The sequence below is a fragment of the Delftia sp. WSY_16 genome, assembly GCF_043104415.1.
GTDB classification, from domain to species: domain Bacteria; phylum Pseudomonadota; class Gammaproteobacteria; order Burkholderiales; family Burkholderiaceae_C; genus Comamonas; species Comamonas tsuruhatensis.
The window spans coordinates 533,922-549,335 of sequence record NZ_JBICKS010000040.1 but is presented as its reverse complement, the minus strand read 5'-3'; the positions used below and the strand labels follow the sequence as shown (position 1 = coordinate 549,335).

At 67.6% G+C, this 15,414-nt stretch carries 12 protein-coding genes; 6 read left to right on the top strand and 6 right to left on the bottom strand.

Features of this window, described 5'->3' with window-relative positions; translation table 11 throughout:
* The first annotated feature begins 22 nt into the window (after positions 1–22).
* Together fliD and ACF8O7_RS22135 are read left to right on the top strand one after the other, a co-directional pair.
* Entirely contained in the window at positions 23–856 is an 834-nt protein-coding gene (gene fliD, locus ACF8O7_RS22140) for a flagellar filament capping protein FliD (RefSeq protein ID WP_017407064.1), read from the top strand.
* 39 nt (positions 857–895) lie between these two features.
* On the top strand, positions 896–2,656 hold the full coding sequence (locus tag ACF8O7_RS22135; RefSeq protein ID WP_126311362.1) for a methyl-accepting chemotaxis protein: 1,761 nt from the start codon (positions 896–898) through the stop codon (positions 2,654–2,656).
* An 11-nt stretch (positions 2,657–2,667) separates the two neighbouring features.
* Here ACF8O7_RS22135 and ACF8O7_RS22130 read toward each other — a convergent pair whose 3' ends face one another.
* Together ACF8O7_RS22130 and ACF8O7_RS22125 are read right to left on the bottom strand one after the other, a co-directional pair.
* Positions 2,668–3,075 carry a hypothetical protein gene (locus tag ACF8O7_RS22130; protein WP_126311361.1) on the bottom strand — a complete coding sequence of 136 codons (408 nt, stop codon included), beginning with the start codon at positions 3,073–3,075 and terminating at the stop codon, positions 2,668–2,670.
* A 107-nt stretch (positions 3,076–3,182) separates the two neighbouring features.
* The gene (locus tag ACF8O7_RS22125; protein WP_126311360.1) at positions 3,183–3,572 is read right to left on the bottom strand and encodes a hypothetical protein; all 390 of its coding nucleotides are present in this window, start codon (positions 3,570–3,572) and stop codon (positions 3,183–3,185) included.
* A gap of 207 nt (positions 3,573–3,779) precedes the next feature.
* On the opposite strand from ACF8O7_RS22125, the gene ACF8O7_RS22120 reads away from it, so the two are divergent.
* The 4 genes from ACF8O7_RS22120 to ACF8O7_RS22105 all read left to right on the top strand — a co-directional run bounded on the left by ACF8O7_RS22120 (position 3,780) and on the right by ACF8O7_RS22105 (position 10,015).
* Positions 3,780–7,283 carry a response regulator gene (locus tag ACF8O7_RS22120; protein WP_126311359.1) on the top strand — a complete coding sequence of 1,168 codons (3,504 nt, stop codon included), beginning with the start codon at positions 3,780–3,782 and terminating at the stop codon, positions 7,281–7,283.
* 108 nt (positions 7,284–7,391) lie between these two features.
* Positions 7,392–8,222, top strand: a complete 831-nt coding sequence (locus tag ACF8O7_RS22115; RefSeq protein ID WP_126311358.1) for a protein-glutamate O-methyltransferase CheR — start codon at positions 7,392–7,394, stop codon at positions 8,220–8,222.
* A complete protein-coding gene (locus tag ACF8O7_RS22110; RefSeq protein ID WP_016446969.1) occupies positions 8,222–8,836 on the top strand; it encodes a chemotaxis protein CheB in 615 nt (204 codons plus the stop codon). The genes ACF8O7_RS22115 and ACF8O7_RS22110 overlap by 1 nt, the downstream gene beginning before the upstream one ends.
* Positions 8,837–8,884: 48 nt before the next feature.
* A complete protein-coding gene (locus ACF8O7_RS22105; RefSeq protein ID WP_016446968.1) occupies positions 8,885–10,015 on the top strand; it encodes a hybrid sensor histidine kinase/response regulator in 1,131 nt (376 codons plus the stop codon).
* Between the two features lie 45 nt (positions 10,016–10,060).
* Here ACF8O7_RS22105 and ACF8O7_RS22100 read toward each other — a convergent pair whose 3' ends face one another.
* The 4 genes from ACF8O7_RS22100 to ACF8O7_RS22085 all read right to left on the bottom strand — a co-directional run bounded on the left by ACF8O7_RS22100 (position 10,061) and on the right by ACF8O7_RS22085 (position 15,231).
* Complete coding sequence (locus ACF8O7_RS22100) at positions 10,061–10,432, bottom strand: response regulator (protein ID WP_016446967.1); 372 nt, start codon at positions 10,430–10,432, stop codon at positions 10,061–10,063.
* Positions 10,433–10,617: 185 nt separating this feature from the next.
* Positions 10,618–11,427 (bottom strand): metallophosphoesterase, encoded by an 810-nt coding sequence (locus tag ACF8O7_RS22095; protein ID WP_016446966.1) that lies wholly within the window; start codon positions 11,425–11,427, stop codon positions 10,618–10,620.
* A 27-nt stretch (positions 11,428–11,454) separates the two neighbouring features.
* A complete protein-coding gene (locus ACF8O7_RS22090; RefSeq protein ID WP_016446965.1) occupies positions 11,455–12,459 on the bottom strand; it encodes a diacylglycerol kinase family protein in 1,005 nt (334 codons plus the stop codon).
* A gap of 123 nt (positions 12,460–12,582) precedes the next feature.
* Positions 12,583–15,231: an EAL domain-containing protein gene (locus tag ACF8O7_RS22085; protein WP_126311357.1), complete on the bottom strand. Its 2,649-nt coding sequence runs from the start codon at positions 15,229–15,231 to the stop codon at positions 12,583–12,585.
* Positions 15,232–15,414 lie beyond the last annotated feature (183 nt).

The window sequence follows — 15,414 nt, the reverse complement described above, 5'->3', positions numbered from 1 at the left end:
GCAAACTTACAGGGAAGAGAACATGAGCATCAGAACCGACAACCTGAATGTGCAAAGCCTGTTGGCCCGAGCCCAGTCCAGGCTCAACAGCAGCACCACGGCGCAGACGGCTTCGGACTCGGCCATCAAGAAGAGCGATGCGCAGGCCGGCGCCACGAAGACGGACAGCACCAAGACGGAGACCACCGAAGCGGAGAAAGTCCGCAAGCTGGCGCCTTCGCTGTCCAAGGCGCACGAGCGCATTGCGGCCCAGGCCCAGGCGGGCTCTACCTCGCTGTCGGCGCTGGGGCAGTTCAAGTCGTCCCTGGTGGATCTGGCCACGGCGGGCAAGGAGATGGCGGCCCTCACGGCGACCAGCACCACCCAGTCGGTCCAAGGTGCGCTGGAAAAGCTGGTGGCGCGCTACAACGCCAGCGCGGCCAAGGGCAATGCCAGCGCGGCCGCCGGCTCCACCACCGATGTGGGTGCCACCCGCGCGCTGCGCGAGTTGCGTGCGGCCATCATGAGTGTCACGGGCAGCGCGACTTCGCCCAGCCTGGCCAGGATCGGCATCGTCCAGCGCCAGGACGGCACGCTGGCGGTGGACGCCAAGGCCCTGGAAAAGTCCATGGCCACAGATCCCGCAGGCGTGACCTCGGCTCTGGCCGGCATTGGCAAGGCGGTGGAAAACAGCGCCAACGATGCACTGTCCACGGGCAGCCGGCTGAGTTCGTCCATGGCAAGCCTCGGCGACCGGGTCAAGGCGCTGCAGCAGCAGCAAAGCGCCGTGGTGGCGACGGCCGAGAAGCTCGGCGATTCCCTGGTCGGCTCGGCCAACTGGAATCGCATGGTGCTGGACGCCTACCTCAAGAACTAGTTTTTGCCGCGTTTCCGTCCCGCATCCTGTTTCCCCATCATGAAAAATCTGCGCATAGGCCTTCGTCTCGGAGGCGGTTTCACCATTCTTTTGCTGATCATGCTGCTCATCAGTGTCACCAGCATCGTCAGCATGGGGCACATGGCCCGCTCGACCACGGAAATCACCGAGGTGGCCCTGGCCAAGGAGCGGATGATCAGCGACTGGTTCCGCAACATCCACTCGGGTTCGCGCCGCACAACGGCCATTGCCAAGAGCAGCGATCCCTCGCTGGCCACCTTCTTCGCCGAAGACGCAGCCGAGTCCTCGCGCCAGTCCAGCAAGCTGCAGGACCGCATCGAGCCGCTGCTGCAGACCCAGGAGGAAAAGGACATCTGGGTCGAGATCAAGAAGGCGCGCGCCGGCTATCTGGCGGGCCGCGACGTGGTGACCAAAGCCAAGGCCGAGGGCCGCGCCGAAGACGCCGAGCGCCTGTTCACCCAGCAATACCAGCCCGCCACGCAGCGCTATATCGACATGGTCCAGCGCCTGCTGGACATGCAGCGCGCGGCCATCGACAGCTCCGCCGCCGATGTGCTGGTGCGCTTCTCGGCCAGCCGAGCCGCCATCATCACGGTGGTCTCGCTGGCCTTTGTGCTGGGCGCGCTGGCCGCCTGGTGGATCACGCGCGGCATCACCAGGCCGCTGGCCGAGGCCCTGCGCGTGGCGCGCACCGTGGCCAACAACGACCTGACCAGCCGCATCACCGTCGATTCGCGCGATGAAACGGGCCAGTTGCTGCAGGCGCTGCGCCAGATGAACGACAACCTGGCCCAGGTCGTGGGGCAGGTGCGCTCGGGTGCCGACAGCATTGCCACGGCTTCGGGCGAGATCGACGCGGGCAACCAGGACCTCTCCTCGCGCACCGAGCAGCAGGCCAGCTCGCTGGAGCAGACGGCCGCTGCCATGGAGGAGCTGACCAGCACGGTCAAGCAGAACGCAGAGAACGCGCGCCAGGCCAATCAGCTGGCCGCTTCGGCGTCGCAGACAGCCGTGCAGGGCGGCAAGGTGGTGGCGGGCGTGGTGGACACCATGGGCGGCATCAGCGAGTCCAGCCGCAAGATTGCCGACATCATCGGCGTGATCGACTCCATTGCCTTCCAGACCAACATCCTGGCGCTGAACGCCGCCGTGGAAGCGGCGCGTGCCGGCGAGCAGGGCCGCGGCTTTGCCGTGGTGGCCGGTGAGGTGCGCGCGCTGGCGCAGCGCAGCGCCTCGGCGGCCAAGGACATCAAGGACCTGATTGCCGACTCGGTCTCCAAGGTGGAGGCGGGCACGCGCCAGGTGGCCGAGGCCGGACGCACCATGGACGGCATCGTGCAAAGCGTGCAGCAGGTCAGCGACCTGGTGGCCGAGATCACCGCCGCCAGCCAGGAGCAGAGCAGCGGCATCAACCAGGTGCACCAGGCGATTTCGCAGATGGACACGGTGACACAGCAGAATGCGGCGCTGGTCGAGGAGGCGGCCGCTGCAACCGGCTCGCTCAAATCCCAGGTGCACCAGCTGGCCGCTGCAGTGAGCGTATTCCGTATCGAGGGCGTGGCGTCCGCTCGTCCGGCGGTGGCCCCAGCCCCGGCCCCTGCCGGGCGTGCACAGCCTGCGGCAGCGCAGATGCGCGCTCCTGCCAGGCCGCTGGCCGAGCCTGCGGCTGCTGCGTCCCCGGGCGCACCCGCCGCCAAGCCTGCAGCCGCCAAGCTGCCGGCCTCCCGGCAGTCCGTGCCTGCCACTGGCAAGGACGATGGGGACTGGACCTCGTTCTGAGCCCGGCCAGGTTACTTGGGGGCGCCCAGCTCGTACTTGGAGCCCTCTCCCTGGCCGTCGGTGATGGCGGCGGCCTGGCCGGCGGCCGGATTCACGCCGCCTGCATCTTCCTTGTTGGTGGCACCTGACCCGCTTGCCGGTTCAGACGCCCGGGCGGGCAGCGGCGCGGCAGCCGGCAACGGCTCATGCGGGTCGCCCTTGGCATGGGGCATGACCTGCTCGGCCGTGATCACGGGCTGGCCCAGCAGGGGCTTGTCCGGTGGCGGCTGGTTGAAGCGCGGCACTTCGGCCATGGGAAATCCCGCGCGCTGCGACGAGGTCTCGCCCGAGCAGGCGGCCAGCGTCAGCAAAGAGGTTGCGGCGACGGCCAGGGCCAGCCGTCTGGCAAGTGTCGTGGCATGCACAAATTCATGGGGCATGGTTGTTCTCCGGTGGTCTATCTTCCGGCCGACATGCTCCCACGCGCCCAGGGCTGGTGGCGTAGGTCCATGCCGGATTCCCGGTCGCCGACCACCGCAATCCTTGCTCAGGGCTGGCTGCCGCTGGCCTTCCACGATCCGTCGGACTGCTTGCAGAACCAGAAGCGCCAATTTTCCGAGGTCTTTTTCAGGCGCACATCGGCCGACAGCAGGCGGCAGCTTCCGGCCGTCCCGGTCTGCACGGTCTGCTGCGGCTGCAAGGCCAACGTCACGCGCTGGTTGGTTCGGTTCGGGCCGCTGGTCCATTCGGTCACGGAGCCGTCGGCGGCCTCGTTGAGCACCTTGGCCACGGTGGCCTTGGCATCGGGCAGGTCCCTGGCGGGAATGCGCGCGGCGATGGTGTCGTTGAGGAAGATCGAAGCCGCAGCGCTGGCGCTGGTGGACACCAGCGAAGCGGCAGCGGCCAGCGATGCGACGGTGATGGCAAAGGTTTTCATGCAATGGGTCCTGGAAAGTGGGCCGACGCCCGCAGCGGGGTGTCGGAAGGAAAGTATCGGGCCATGTTAACGGCTGCAATGGCGCCTGCGGGCGTCGCGCGCCGCCGAAACCAGCGCAAGCTGCGCCACAGTGCTGCCGAGGGCTGCGCAAAACGTTTACAGTCCTTGGCGGATTTCCCCGTCCCTTCCTGCCAGAAACTCCACTGCATGCCACGATCCTCCCGCAATCAGAGCACCAAGCGCTTTGCCATTCCATGGACACTTGTTGCCGGCTTTGGCGCGGCGGCACTGGCCACCCTGGTCATTGCCTTCGTCAATTTCAGGGCGTCTGAGACGCGAGGCCAGGCCGTGGTGGCCATGGACCGCACGACACTGGCCATGCGCCAGCTCAGCCAGCTCAATGCTTCGCTCAAGGACGCTGAGACCGGGCAGCGCGGTTTTCTGCTCACGGGCGACCCGGCCTACCTGCAGCCCTACCAGCAGGCACGCGATGTGCTGATGCAGCAGCTGGAGGCGCTCAAGGCGCGCACTTCCAATGACTCCGACCAGCACCGGCTGCTGGCGCAGATCGAGGAGATATCGGCCCAGAAGCTGCGCGAGCTGCAGGAGACCATAGACCTGCGCAAGTCCGGCGATCTGGACGCCGCCATGGCCCTGGTGCGCCTGGACGTGGGCAAGAACGCCATGGACCGGCTGCGCGAGCTGATCGACGACCTCTATACGCACCAGACACGGGAGCTGGCCCAGCGTCGCCAGCTGTGGGTGGAGGCATCCACCACCTCGACCTACTATTCCTGGGGCGGCTCCCTCATCCTGCTGGGCCTGATCCTGGCATCGGCCGCGCTGACGGTGCGCGAGTACCGCGTCAAGGCGCGCCAGTCGTGGGTGACGTCCGGTCTTTCCGGCCTGGGGCAGCAGTTGCAGGGAGACCACCGGCTGGAAGACCTGGGCCAGAAGGCGCTGGAGTACCTGGCCAACTATTTGCGTGCCGATGTGGGCGCCGGCTATGTGGTGGACTGCGCCGATGGCGGGTTGCGCCTGTTCGGCGGCTATGCCCTGCCGCGCGAGCGACTGCAGCAAAAGCTGCTGCCCGGCGAGGGGCTGGCGGGCCAGGCGGCCGCGTCGCGCAAGCTGCTGCATGTCAGCGATGTGCCTGCCCAGCATTTGCAGATTTCCTCGGGCACCGGCCAGTCCAGCCCCTTGCAGCTGATGCTGGTGCCCGCCATGGAAAACGGCGAAGTGTTCGCCGTGATCGAACTGGGCTTTCTGCGCCCCGTGGGCGAAGCCGAGCGCAGCCTGCTGGAGCGCGCCTCCGAATCGCTGGCCGTGGCCATTCGCTCGGGCCTGGACCGTTCGCGCCTGGAGACCTTGCTGGAGGAAACGCGCCGCCAGTCGGAAGAGCTGCAAGCCCAGCAGGAAGAGCTGCGCGTGAGCAACGAGGAGCTGGAGCAGCAAAGCCGCATCCTGCAGGAGTCGCAGACCCAGATGGAGCACCAGCAGACCGAGCTGGAGCAGACCAATGCCCACCTGGAAGAGCAGACCCAGCAGCTGGAGTACCAGCGCGAGCAGTTGCTGCGCGCCCAGGGCGCGCTGACCGACAAGGCTCGCGAGCTGGAGCTGGCCAGCCAGTACAAGAGCGAGTTCCTGGCCAATATGAGCCACGAACTGCGCACGCCGCTGAACTCCACCCTGATCCTGGCCAAGCTGCTGGCCGACAACAGGCCGGGCAATCTGCAGGCCGAGCAGATCAAGTACGCGCAGACCATCCACGCCGCAGGCAGCGACCTGCTGGCGCTGATCAACGACATCCTGGACCTGTCCAAGATCGAGGCCGGCCAGGTCACCGTGGTCGCCGAGCCCGTGACCATTGCCACGGCGCTGCAGACGCTGATGGAGCCGCTGCGCCCGATTGCCCGCGAAAAGGGCCTGGAGCTGACTTGGACGGTGGACCCGGGCGTGCCCGCCACCATGCAGACCGATCCCATGCGGCTGGCCCAGGTGCTCAAGAACCTGTTGTCCAACGCGCTCAAGTTCACGGCCAAGGGCTCGGTGGGCCTGCAGGTGTCCTGCGCGCCCCAGGGCATGCTGTCTTTCGCGGTGCGCGATACCGGCATCGGCATTGCCGAGCAGCAGCAGCAATTCATCTTCGATGCCTTCCGCCAGGCCGATGGCAGCACGCACCGCAAGTTCGGCGGCACGGGCCTGGGCCTGTCGATATCGCGTGATCTGGCGGGGCTGCTGGGCGGCACGCTGACCGTCTCCAGCACGCCTGGCCAGGGCAGCGTTTTCACACTGACCGTGCCCGTGAGCCTGGAGTCGGCCGAGTCCGGCCCGGCCACGGCCCCGACTGCCGCACCGCAGCCTCAGCCGCAGGGGCTGCGAGAGGCCTTGGCAGCGTCGTCCGTGCCCGTGCTCGCAACGGCCAACGTTGCGCCCGCCGCACCTGCGTTCGCGCCGCCCATGTCGCCTGCCATGGCACCTGCCGCGTCGGCGGCAACGGACGCCCTGCGCAAGAGGGGTCAGAGCGGGCGCCGCATCCTCGTGATCGAGGATGACCTGCGCTTCGCGGACATCCTGTCGGAGCTGGCACGCGAGATGGATTTCGAGTGCGACGTGGCCAATACGGCGTCCGACGGCCTGTCCATGGCGGCCGACAATCAGCCCAACGCCATCGTGCTCGATATCAACCTGCCCGATTTCTCGGGCCTGGGCGTGCTGGACCAGCTCAAGCGCAACCCGGCCACGCGCCACATTCCCGTGCACGTGGTCTCGGTCGCGGACTATTCGCAGGAAGCCATGGGGCGGGGTGCCGTCGGCTACGCGCTCAAGCCCGTCAAGCGCGAGGAACTGGTCCACGCCCTGCAGCGGCTGGAGGCCAAGTTCACCCAGGACCTGCGCCGCGTGCTGGTGGTGGAGGATGACGAGCGCCAGCGCGAGAGCGTGCGCCACCTGCTCAGCCGCAGCGATGTGGACATCGTCTGCGCGGGCACGGCGGCGGCCGCGCTGGATCATCTGCGCGGCTCCACATTCGACTGCATGGTGATGGACCTGAACCTGCCTGACATCAGCGGCTACGAGCTGCTGCAGCGCATGACGGACCAGGACGATGTTTCCTTCCCGCCTGTCATCGTCTACACGGGCCGGGCGCTGTCGCGCGATGAAGAGCAGCAGCTGCGGCGCTTTTCCAAGTCCATCATCATCAAGGACGCGCGCTCGCCCGAGCGCCTGCTCGACGAGGTCACGCTGTTCCTGCACCAGGTGGAGTCGGAGCTGTCGGCCGAGCACCGCCAGATGCTGCAGGTCGCGCGCAGCCGCGAGTCTGCGCTGGAAGGGCGCACGGTGCTGGTGGTGGAAGACGATGTGCGCAACGTGTTTGCGCTGTCCAGCATCCTGGAGCCCACGGGCATCCGCGTGGAGATCGCGCGCAACGGGCGCGAGGCGCTGGAGGCGCTGGAGTCTCGCGGCGCAGCGCAGGCCGGTATCGACCTGGTGCTGATGGACATCATGATGCCCGAGATGGATGGCTACACCGCCATGCGCGAGATCCGCAACCGGCCGCAATGGCGCCGCCTGCCCATCATCGCCCTGACCGCCAAGGCCATGAAGGACGACCAGGAGAAATGCCTGGCCGCTGGTGCCAACGACTACATCGCCAAACCGCTGGACGTGGAAAAGCTGCTGTCGCTGGTGCGGGTGTGGATGCCCAAGTAGCAAGGAGGACGCGATGCCTCAGCTGAAAAATAGCCCCCACGCTCCCCTTGCTGCGCAAGGTCCGCTGCCCCCCGAGGGGGCCGCTTTTCATCTTGGGGCGGCCCGGCGATGAAAAAAGCCCGCACCGCCGACATCGAGCAGCGCCTGCTGATCGACGCCATCTACCACCGCTACCACTACGACTTCCGGGGCTATGCCCAGGCCTCGCTCAAGCGGCGCCTGCAGACGGCCCTGGTGCAGTTCGGCTGCCAGACGCTGTCGCAGCTGCAGGACCGCGTATTGCACGATGCAAGCGTGTTCCCGGCGCTGCTGGAATACCTCACGGTCCAGGTCAGCGACATGTTCCGCGACCCGAGCTATTTCCGGGCGCTGCGCACCGAGGTGGTGCCGCTGCTGCGCACCTATCCCTCGCTCAAGGTCTGGGTGGCCGGCTGCAGCGCGGGCGAGGAGGTGTATTCGCTGGCCATCCTGCTGGAGGAAGAGGGCCTGCTGGACCGCACCCTGATCTATGCCACCGACATCAATCCGCATGCGCTGCGCGCGGCCGAGCAGGGCGTGTTCGACATGTCGCGCGTGGCGGCCTTCACCGACAACCATGCGCGCTCGGGCGGGCACAGCTCGCTGTCGCACTACTACACGGCGCGCTACGGCCGCGTGGTCTTCGACAAGGGGCTGCGCGAGCACATGGTGTTCTCCGACCACAGCCTGGCCACCGACAGCGTGTTCGCCGAAATGCACCTGGTGTCCTGCCGCAACGTGCTGATCTATTTCGAGCGCGAGCTGCAGGACCGGGCGCTGGGCCTGTTCCGCGAAGCGCTGTGCCATCGCGGATTCCTGGGGCTGGGCTCCAAGGAGTCGCTGCGGTTTTCAGGGCATTCGGAGGCCTTCGAGGACTTCGTGCTCGAGGACCGCATCTACCGCAAGAAGGCCGGGCTGTGATGCCCGTGACCACGAACACACCCGCCTCCGACGCCGCCACAGCCTACGAGGCCATCGTGATCGGCGGCTCGGCCGGCGCGCTCGACGCGCTATCGGTGGTGCTGCCCGCGCTGCCGGCCAGCCTGCGCGCCTCGGTGCTGGTGGTGCTGCACCTGCCGCGCGATCGCCGCAGCCTGCTGGCCCAGCTCTTCGGCCCGCGCTGCGCCGTGCCGGTGCGCGAGGTGCAGGACCAGCAATGGATCGAGCCTGGGTGCCTGTACTTCGCCCCGGCCGACTATCACCTGCTGGTGGACAGCGGCCCCCGGCTGGCGCTGTCGCTGGATGCGCCCTGGCATTTTTCGCGGCCCTCCATCGACGTGCTGTTCGAGTCCGCTGCGGATTGCTATGGCGAGCGGCTGCTGGCGGTGCTGCTGTCCGGCGCCAATGACGACGGCGCGCAGGGCATGGCCAGCGTGCACGCCGCCGGTGGCCTGGCCGTGGTGCAGGCGCCCGACGGCGCCCGCATGCCCACCATGCCGCTGGCGGCGCTGGCCCGCGTGCCGCAGGCCCAGGCGCTGGCGCCCGAAGGCATTGCCTCCCTCATTGCATCGCTGCACCGCCAGGGAAGGCTTTGAATGTCCAGCCGGCACGCCCCCACAAGACTAAATACCGAGAGAGAATCCATGCCCCATACAGATCGCGTCAAATGCTTGATCGTCGATGACATCGCCGAGAACCTGATCGCCATCGAGGCGCTGCTGCAACGCGACGGCATCGAATTCCTCAAGGCCCAGTCCGGCCCCGAGGCGCTGGAGCTGCTGCTCAACCACAGCGACGTGGCCCTGGCCCTGCTGGATGTGCAGATGCCCGAGATGAACGGTTTCGAGCTGGCCGAGCTGATCCGCGGCAGCGAGCGCACGCGCCATATCCCGCTCATCTTCATGACGGCCGGCTCGCGCGAGCACAACTGGCAGTTCCGTGGCTATGAGAGCGGCGCCGTGGACTTCCTGTACAAGCCCATCGATCCCCACATGCTGACCACCAAGGCCAATGTGTTCTTCGAGCTGCACCAGCGCAAGCAGGCACTGGCCCATCAGCTGCAGGAACGCACCGAGGCGCTGCGCATCAACGAGATGTTCATGGCCGTGCTCAGCCACGACCTGCGCACGCCGCTGCAATCCATCAAGGCCGCCGCCACGTTGCTCACGCGCCAGCCCGATACGGGCAAGGTGGCCAGCATGGCCGAGCGCATGCTCAGCAGCAGCCAGCGCATGTCGCGCATGATCGAGGACCTGCTGGACGTCACCCGCATCCGCCAGGCGGAAGGCCTGCCGCTGTCACCGCGGCCTACCAGCTTGCAAGCGCTGCTGCAGCGCACGCTGCAGGAAGTGGAGACGGGTTTTCCGCAGCGGCGCCTGGACAGCGAGATGCTGGGCAATCTCGATGGCACCTGGGATGGCGAACGCCTGTGCCAGGTGCTCACCAATCTGGTGGGCAACGCCATGCACCATGGCGATCCGGCGCAGCCTGTGCAGGTGACGGCCGATGGCAGGCAGGACCATTGCGTGGTCATCACGGTGCGCAACGGCGGCACCATTCCTGCGGAGCTGATGCCCACCCTGTTCAACCCGTTTCGCGGAGGAGAGCGCAAGCCGGGCCAGCACCAGGGCCTGGGCCTGGGGCTTTTCATCGCGCACCAGATCGTGCGTTCGCACAACGGGCGCATCGATGTGCACTCCGCCGATGGCGTGACCAGCTTCAGGGTGGAGTTGCCGCGCGAGATGGCAGCGGGAGGCTCCAAGGCCGTGCTGTGACGGCGGGAGCCGATGGACCGGCAGGCCGGTCTCGGAAAAATGGGCTCAGTGGACGGGCCTGGTGTGCAGCGCTTCCTGTATGGAGTCCAGCAGCGTTTCCAGGTCCTCGATCTCGAAGGGCTTGAGCAAGGTCCGCACCTGGGGACCCCAGGCGGCCGGGTAGGGTCCCAGGTCGTAGCCGGAGCACAGGATGATCCAGCGCTGCGCATCGGCCTGCAGCAGCTGCCGCGCCAGATCGGTGCCGGACAGGCCCGGCAGACTGACATCGGAGACCACCACGTCGAAAGGCTGGCCCGCATCCAGTTCCAGGGCCTGCTCGGCAGTGGCGCAACTGGTCACGAAACGGGATTCGCTCTCCATCAGCAGGCCAATGGTTTCTCGCAGGTCGGCATTGTCTTCAACGTACAGGATTCGCATATCTCTTTGTTGCAGTGCGTCATGCTGCTATCAAAAAGGCAGCATGGACGAGGGCTGATCATCCACACCCGCCGCCCTCCATCACGTAGGACAGCATGCAAACTTGGTCGACGGTTGCCTTCTGTGCGCGCCAGGCGATGGATTGTGCAATACAAAGTCAAGTCCCACGAACGGCCTGTGCGATCTCAAGTCTGGGCAGTGGGCAGGGGATCCAGCACATGCCTTTGCACGGGCAGGAATTCACCGGCCTGCCGCGAATAGTCCCAGCGCGTGAGCTGCCGGCGCCAGTCCTGGCCTGTGGCGCCATCCCGATGCTCCAGGGTGAACAGGCTGTTGGGCGCATGGGCGCGCAGCCGCACCGAGACCGCGGTGCCCGCCTGCGCTGCCCACAGCCCGGGCAGGGGCTGGACCAGGCCGGGGTCATGCCCATGGCCCGAGAGCACCAGTTGCGCTCCGGCATCGCGCCAGCGGGCCAGGGCCTGCGCGGCGCGGTGAGGACGGTGGCTGCGGTCCTCTTCGTGGGCCGCAGCCAGCGGGTGGTGGCTGACGACGATGCGCCAGTCGGCGGGGCTGGCCTGCTCCAGGCGCTGCGCCACGTGCAGGATCTGCCCGGCCGACAGGCTGCCGCGCTGGTGGCGCCACCAGCGTGTGGTGTCCACGCCGATCACGCAAAAGCCTGGCACGGCACACCAGGGCTGCAGTTCGGAATCGATCCAGCGCACATAGCGGTCGTGGGCGTGGCCACCCAGCCGTTCCCACCAGGCGAGCAGCGGCAGATCGTGGTTGCCGGGCACCACCAGTCGCCGGGGCACGGAAAGGCTGTCGAGAAACTCCCGCGCCTGGGCAAATTGCGCGGCCGTGGCGCGCTGGGTCAGGTCGCCGGAGACCACCAGCAGCGTTACCGGCAGCCGGGCCGCCAGTCTGGCCACGGCGGCGCACACGGCCTGATCGTGGGCGCCGAAATGCAGGTCCGACAAATGCATGAGCAAGGCCATGGGCGCTCCTTGTTCCTCATTCGGCGGTCAGGAGGAGGCGGGCTCTGCCGGGGCAGGCACGACCAGCCACAGCGGCTTCTCGCCCAGGCGAAAGCGGATGGGCGGCGCCATCCATTCGCGTTCGCCATCGAAGGCCACCTTCATGCGGCGAGGACGCCGTCCTGCAGGCTCCGCCACCAGCTCGGTACAGGCCAGGCTGGCGACGGCATCGTCCTGGGCCAGCCGTCCCATCACCGCATTCCAGACCACGCGCGCCGGGGCCTCGCTGGCCTGGGGCAGCAGCAGCACGGCGGCCAGATGCCGGCCATCGGCCACGGCGCGGGCCTCGTCAATCCCCACGCGCTCCAGCTGCAGCGGGTTGTTGCCGACGAACAGGGTGGTGGCCAAGTGCTCCTGCTGCTGCAACGGCGCATCCCGGTCGGGGCGCAGGGCCACGCGCCAGCGGCGCACGCTGCCGCCGCGCAGGATGCTCCAGATGGAGGCGGCTATGGCCACCAGCCGGGTGCGGCCGAAGCGGGTGGACGCGCGTTCGCGTTCGTCGAGCAGGCGGGGGTACAGGCCCAGGCTGGCGTTCACCAGGAAAAGCCGTTCGTTGACCAGGCCCACGTTCACGGCCCGCATCTGGCCGGCCTGCAACGCCTGGAGAATGTCCTGCACGGCCTGGGCCGGCTCCAGTGACAGCGCCTGCTCGCGGGCGAAGTAGTTGAAGGTGCCCAGCGGCACCACGCCCATGGGCACGCCACGCGACCAGGCGGCCGAGGCCACGGCATTGATGGTGCCGTCACCGCCGGCGGCCACGACCAGGCCGCCGTCCCTGCGGGCACTGTCCACGGCGCTGGCGGCCAACTGCACGATGTCGGCCCTTGCGCCCGGCACATGCCAATGCACGCTGCGCTGCTGCAGCGCCGGCACGCCGGTCAGGCGGGCGCGCAGCTGCTCCAGGTCGGCGCCGGGGCGCAGCGGCACGATCAGGTGGATGGGGCCGGCGGGATCAAGCCTGGGCGGCTGGTTGTCGCAAGATGAGGGCGTCATGGAAGGAAGCGGGCTGGAACAGGCGCCGATTGTTCCGTGGATGGCACCTGCCGGTGCACCGGATCATGCAAGCGGTGCGCGTCAGCCAAAGCCGACAGTCTGCGGGCTGCTGACTGTACCTGTTCACTCGCGCCAGGGGGCGCGGTAGTCCAGCATCTGCGCCAGCGGCACGGGCCGCTCGAACAGATAGCCCTGCGCATGCTCGCAGCCGAGCTCGTGCAGCAGCTGCGCCTGGGCCTGTTCTTCCACACCTTCGGCGACCACCTTGACGCCAAAGCCCTGGGCAATGCGCAGCACGGCGGTCACGATGGCCTTGTCGGACTCGGAAGCCGGCAGCTGGCCCACAAAGCTCTGGTCGATCTTGATGCAGTCAAAGCGCAGGCGGCTCAGGTAGGCCAGGGACGAGTAGCCGGTGCCGAAGTCGTCGATGGCGATCTTCACGCCCAGCGCGCGGATGGCGGCAATGCGCTGCAGCGTGGCGTCGCTGTCGTCCAGCAGCATGGACTCCGTCAGCTCCAGGGTCAGCACCCGGGCGGGCAGGCCGCTGGTGGCCAGCGCCTGCTCCAGCGTGCAGGCGAAGTCGGACTGGATCAGCTCGCGTGCCGACATGTTGACGTGCAGCTCGAAGTCGGCCGGCAGGTGTGCAAGGTGCAGGGCAATATCGTGCGCCGCCGTGCGCAGCACCCATTCGCCGACGCTCAGGATCAGGTCCGACTCCTCGGCCACCGGGATGAACACGCCCGGCGGCACCCTGCCGCGCGTCGGGCTTTCCCAGCGCACCAGGGCCTCGGCACCCACCATGCGGCCCGTGGCCAGATCCACCACGGGCTGGTAGAAAACGCGCAGTTCGTTGCGCTCCAGCGCTTGGCGCAATTCCATGGCCAATTGGGTGCGGCCCAGCATTTTCTGCGCCAGGCTGGGCTCGAACAGCAGGAAGGGGTGCGAGCCGCGCTGCGCCTCACCCAGCGCAATGCTGGCGTTGCGCAGCCACTCGGGCAGCGCGCCCGGCAGCAGCTCGCCGCTGACGGCGCCCGCGCAGGCGCGCAGCACGATGTCGTCCTTGCCCACGGAAAATGGCTGGTCGAAGATCTCCAGCAGGTGGCGGCATTTGTCCTGTACCTGCAGCGGCGTGCACTCGTGCAGCCACAGCACGGCGAATTCATTGCTGGCCGTGCGTGCCAGCAGGGCCGGAAATTGCAGATGGTGGTTGAGCAGCCGCTCGGCCACGGCCCGCAGCAACTGCTCGCCCGTGCCATGGCCCACATCGTCGCGCACGCTGCGGAAATTCTGCAGCTCCAGCAGGCACAGCGCGGCAGGGACGGGCGCGCCGGCGTTGGCGGCCGCGTCGGCCCGCTCGATCAGGCCGGCGCGCGTGAGCAGCTGCGTCAGGCTGTCGTACTGCAGCAGGGTGCGCATGTGCTCGAAGGATTCCTGCAGCCGCTGCGCCATGTTGTGGAATGCCGAGACCAGGGACGAGGTTTCCACCACGGACGTGTCCGGCAGCGCCTTCACCGCGCTCCAGTCACCCTGGGCCAGGCGGTTGGCCGCGTCGGCCGCCACGGCCAGGGGGCGCAGCGCCCTGCGCAGGCACCACAGGCCCAGCGCCAGCCCCAGCAAGGCCAGGCCGACAGCCAGGAAAAGGGTCTGGCGGCTGTCCTCCCGCATGCTGCTGACCAGATCGGACTCGGGCTGCAGCACCAGGATCCGCCAGTCGATGCCGCGCACATCGTGGAAGGGGGTGACCTGCCCGTGGTAGATCTGGCCCTGCTCCGTGAAGCTCAGGTTGATGACACGGTCAGGGCCTGTCCGGGCTGGCGTCGAGCCCTCGCGCGCATGCCCGGGCAGGTGCTCGGGAAGCCGGGCTGCCAGCGAGCGCAGCGCCAGGTCGGGGCTTTCGGACAGGCGCAGGCGCACGGGCGGGTCGTAGGGGCCTTCGCGGCGTTTCAGCACCGACAGCTCGGAGGAGTGCGCCACCATGTAGCCCTGCGCATCGACCACGGCGATATGGCCATTGCCGCGCAGGGGCTCGTCGCGCAGAAAGCGGTTCATGCTGCTCAGCCGCACATCGGCGGCCAGCACGCCGGCCAACTGGCCGGACACACGCACCGCAGTGGCTGCGGAAATCGTGGCATCACCCCGGTCCCCCGTCACCGTGTAGATGGGCGACCAGTGCGGGCCGTCTTCGCGAATGGCGGGCTGGTACCAGGGACGCACGCGGGGGTCGTAGCCGGCAAGGCTGGACATGGGCGGGCCCGGCTGCAGTCCCTCGAAAATCTGCAAGGTTCCCTGGGTGCTGCGGTCCTGAAGAATCAGGCGGTAGTGGCCATCGGGCTCCAGCCGCACCCCCGTGTATTCGCCTTGCACGCCTCCAAAGCTCAACAGGCTGATCTGGTGGTGCTGGGCATAGAGCTCGGTGAATGAGCGTGTCAGATAGCCATAGATGGGCCGCAGGTCTCCGGGGGTGTAAAGCGCCTGCCGGGCCACGGTCTCGGCCAGGGCCTGCTGCACGCGCAGCGGAGTCTCCAGATAGTCGGCCAATTGGTGGCGCGTGGTGGTGGACAGGGAGTCGAGCAGCCGCAGACTTTCGCGATTGATGAGCTGGTCCACCTGGCGCTGCTGCCAAGCCGCCAATAGCCCGGCCGTGACCACAAACACCGCAATGAAGGGGGCCGTGACTGCCGTGCGAAGTGAGAGCCGAAAGGCGGGCATGCAGAGGTTTCCGTAGCGTGCGCCGGGCAGCCAAGGGCCGGGTCTGCCTGCGACAGCGGCCATTGTGCAGTGCCTCGGCAGCCTTTCGCGGCAGCTGTCGCCCCTGTGCAGGAGCTCTCCTGTGGGTGATAGGAAAAATTGTCGATAAATGATTTTCAGTAGAAAAAATGAATAATTAACGGTCATTTGCAGCAACGCAAAGGCATGGTCAGTGCGTCTGCAATGCCTTCCATTGCGGTACTCCTT

Excerpts from the sequence above, each read along its gene's own strand:
- ACF8O7_RS22130 (WP_126311361.1), bottom strand. The coding sequence starts at position 3,075 with ATGCCCCATGAATTTGTGCATGCCACGACACTTGCCAGACGGCTGGCC.
- ACF8O7_RS22090 (WP_016446965.1), bottom strand. The coding sequence starts at position 12,459 with ATGACGCCCTCATCTTGCGACAACCAGCCGCCCAGGCTTGATCCCGCC.
- ACF8O7_RS22115 (WP_126311358.1), top strand. The coding sequence starts at position 7,392 with ATGAAAAAAGCCCGCACCGCCGACATCGAGCAGCGCCTGCTGATCGAC.
- ACF8O7_RS22135 (WP_126311362.1), top strand. The coding sequence starts at position 896 with ATGAAAAATCTGCGCATAGGCCTTCGTCTCGGAGGCGGTTTCACCATT.
- ACF8O7_RS22120 (WP_126311359.1), top strand. The coding sequence starts at position 3,780 with ATGCCACGATCCTCCCGCAATCAGAGCACCAAGCGCTTTGCCATTCCA.
- fliD (WP_017407064.1), top strand. The coding sequence starts at position 23 with ATGAGCATCAGAACCGACAACCTGAATGTGCAAAGCCTGTTGGCCCGA.
- ACF8O7_RS22095 (WP_016446966.1), bottom strand. The coding sequence starts at position 11,427 with ATGGCCTTGCTCATGCATTTGTCGGACCTGCATTTCGGCGCCCACGAT.
- ACF8O7_RS22105 (WP_016446968.1), top strand. The coding sequence starts at position 8,885 with ATGCCCCATACAGATCGCGTCAAATGCTTGATCGTCGATGACATCGCC.
- ACF8O7_RS22085 (WP_126311357.1), bottom strand. The coding sequence starts at position 15,231 with ATGGCCGCTGTCGCAGGCAGACCCGGCCCTTGGCTGCCCGGCGCACGC.
- ACF8O7_RS22125 (WP_126311360.1), bottom strand. The coding sequence starts at position 3,572 with ATGAAAACCTTTGCCATCACCGTCGCATCGCTGGCCGCTGCCGCTTCG.
- ACF8O7_RS22110 (WP_016446969.1), top strand. The coding sequence starts at position 8,222 with ATGCCCGTGACCACGAACACACCCGCCTCCGACGCCGCCACAGCCTAC.
- ACF8O7_RS22100 (WP_016446967.1), bottom strand. The coding sequence starts at position 10,432 with ATGCGAATCCTGTACGTTGAAGACAATGCCGACCTGCGAGAAACCATT.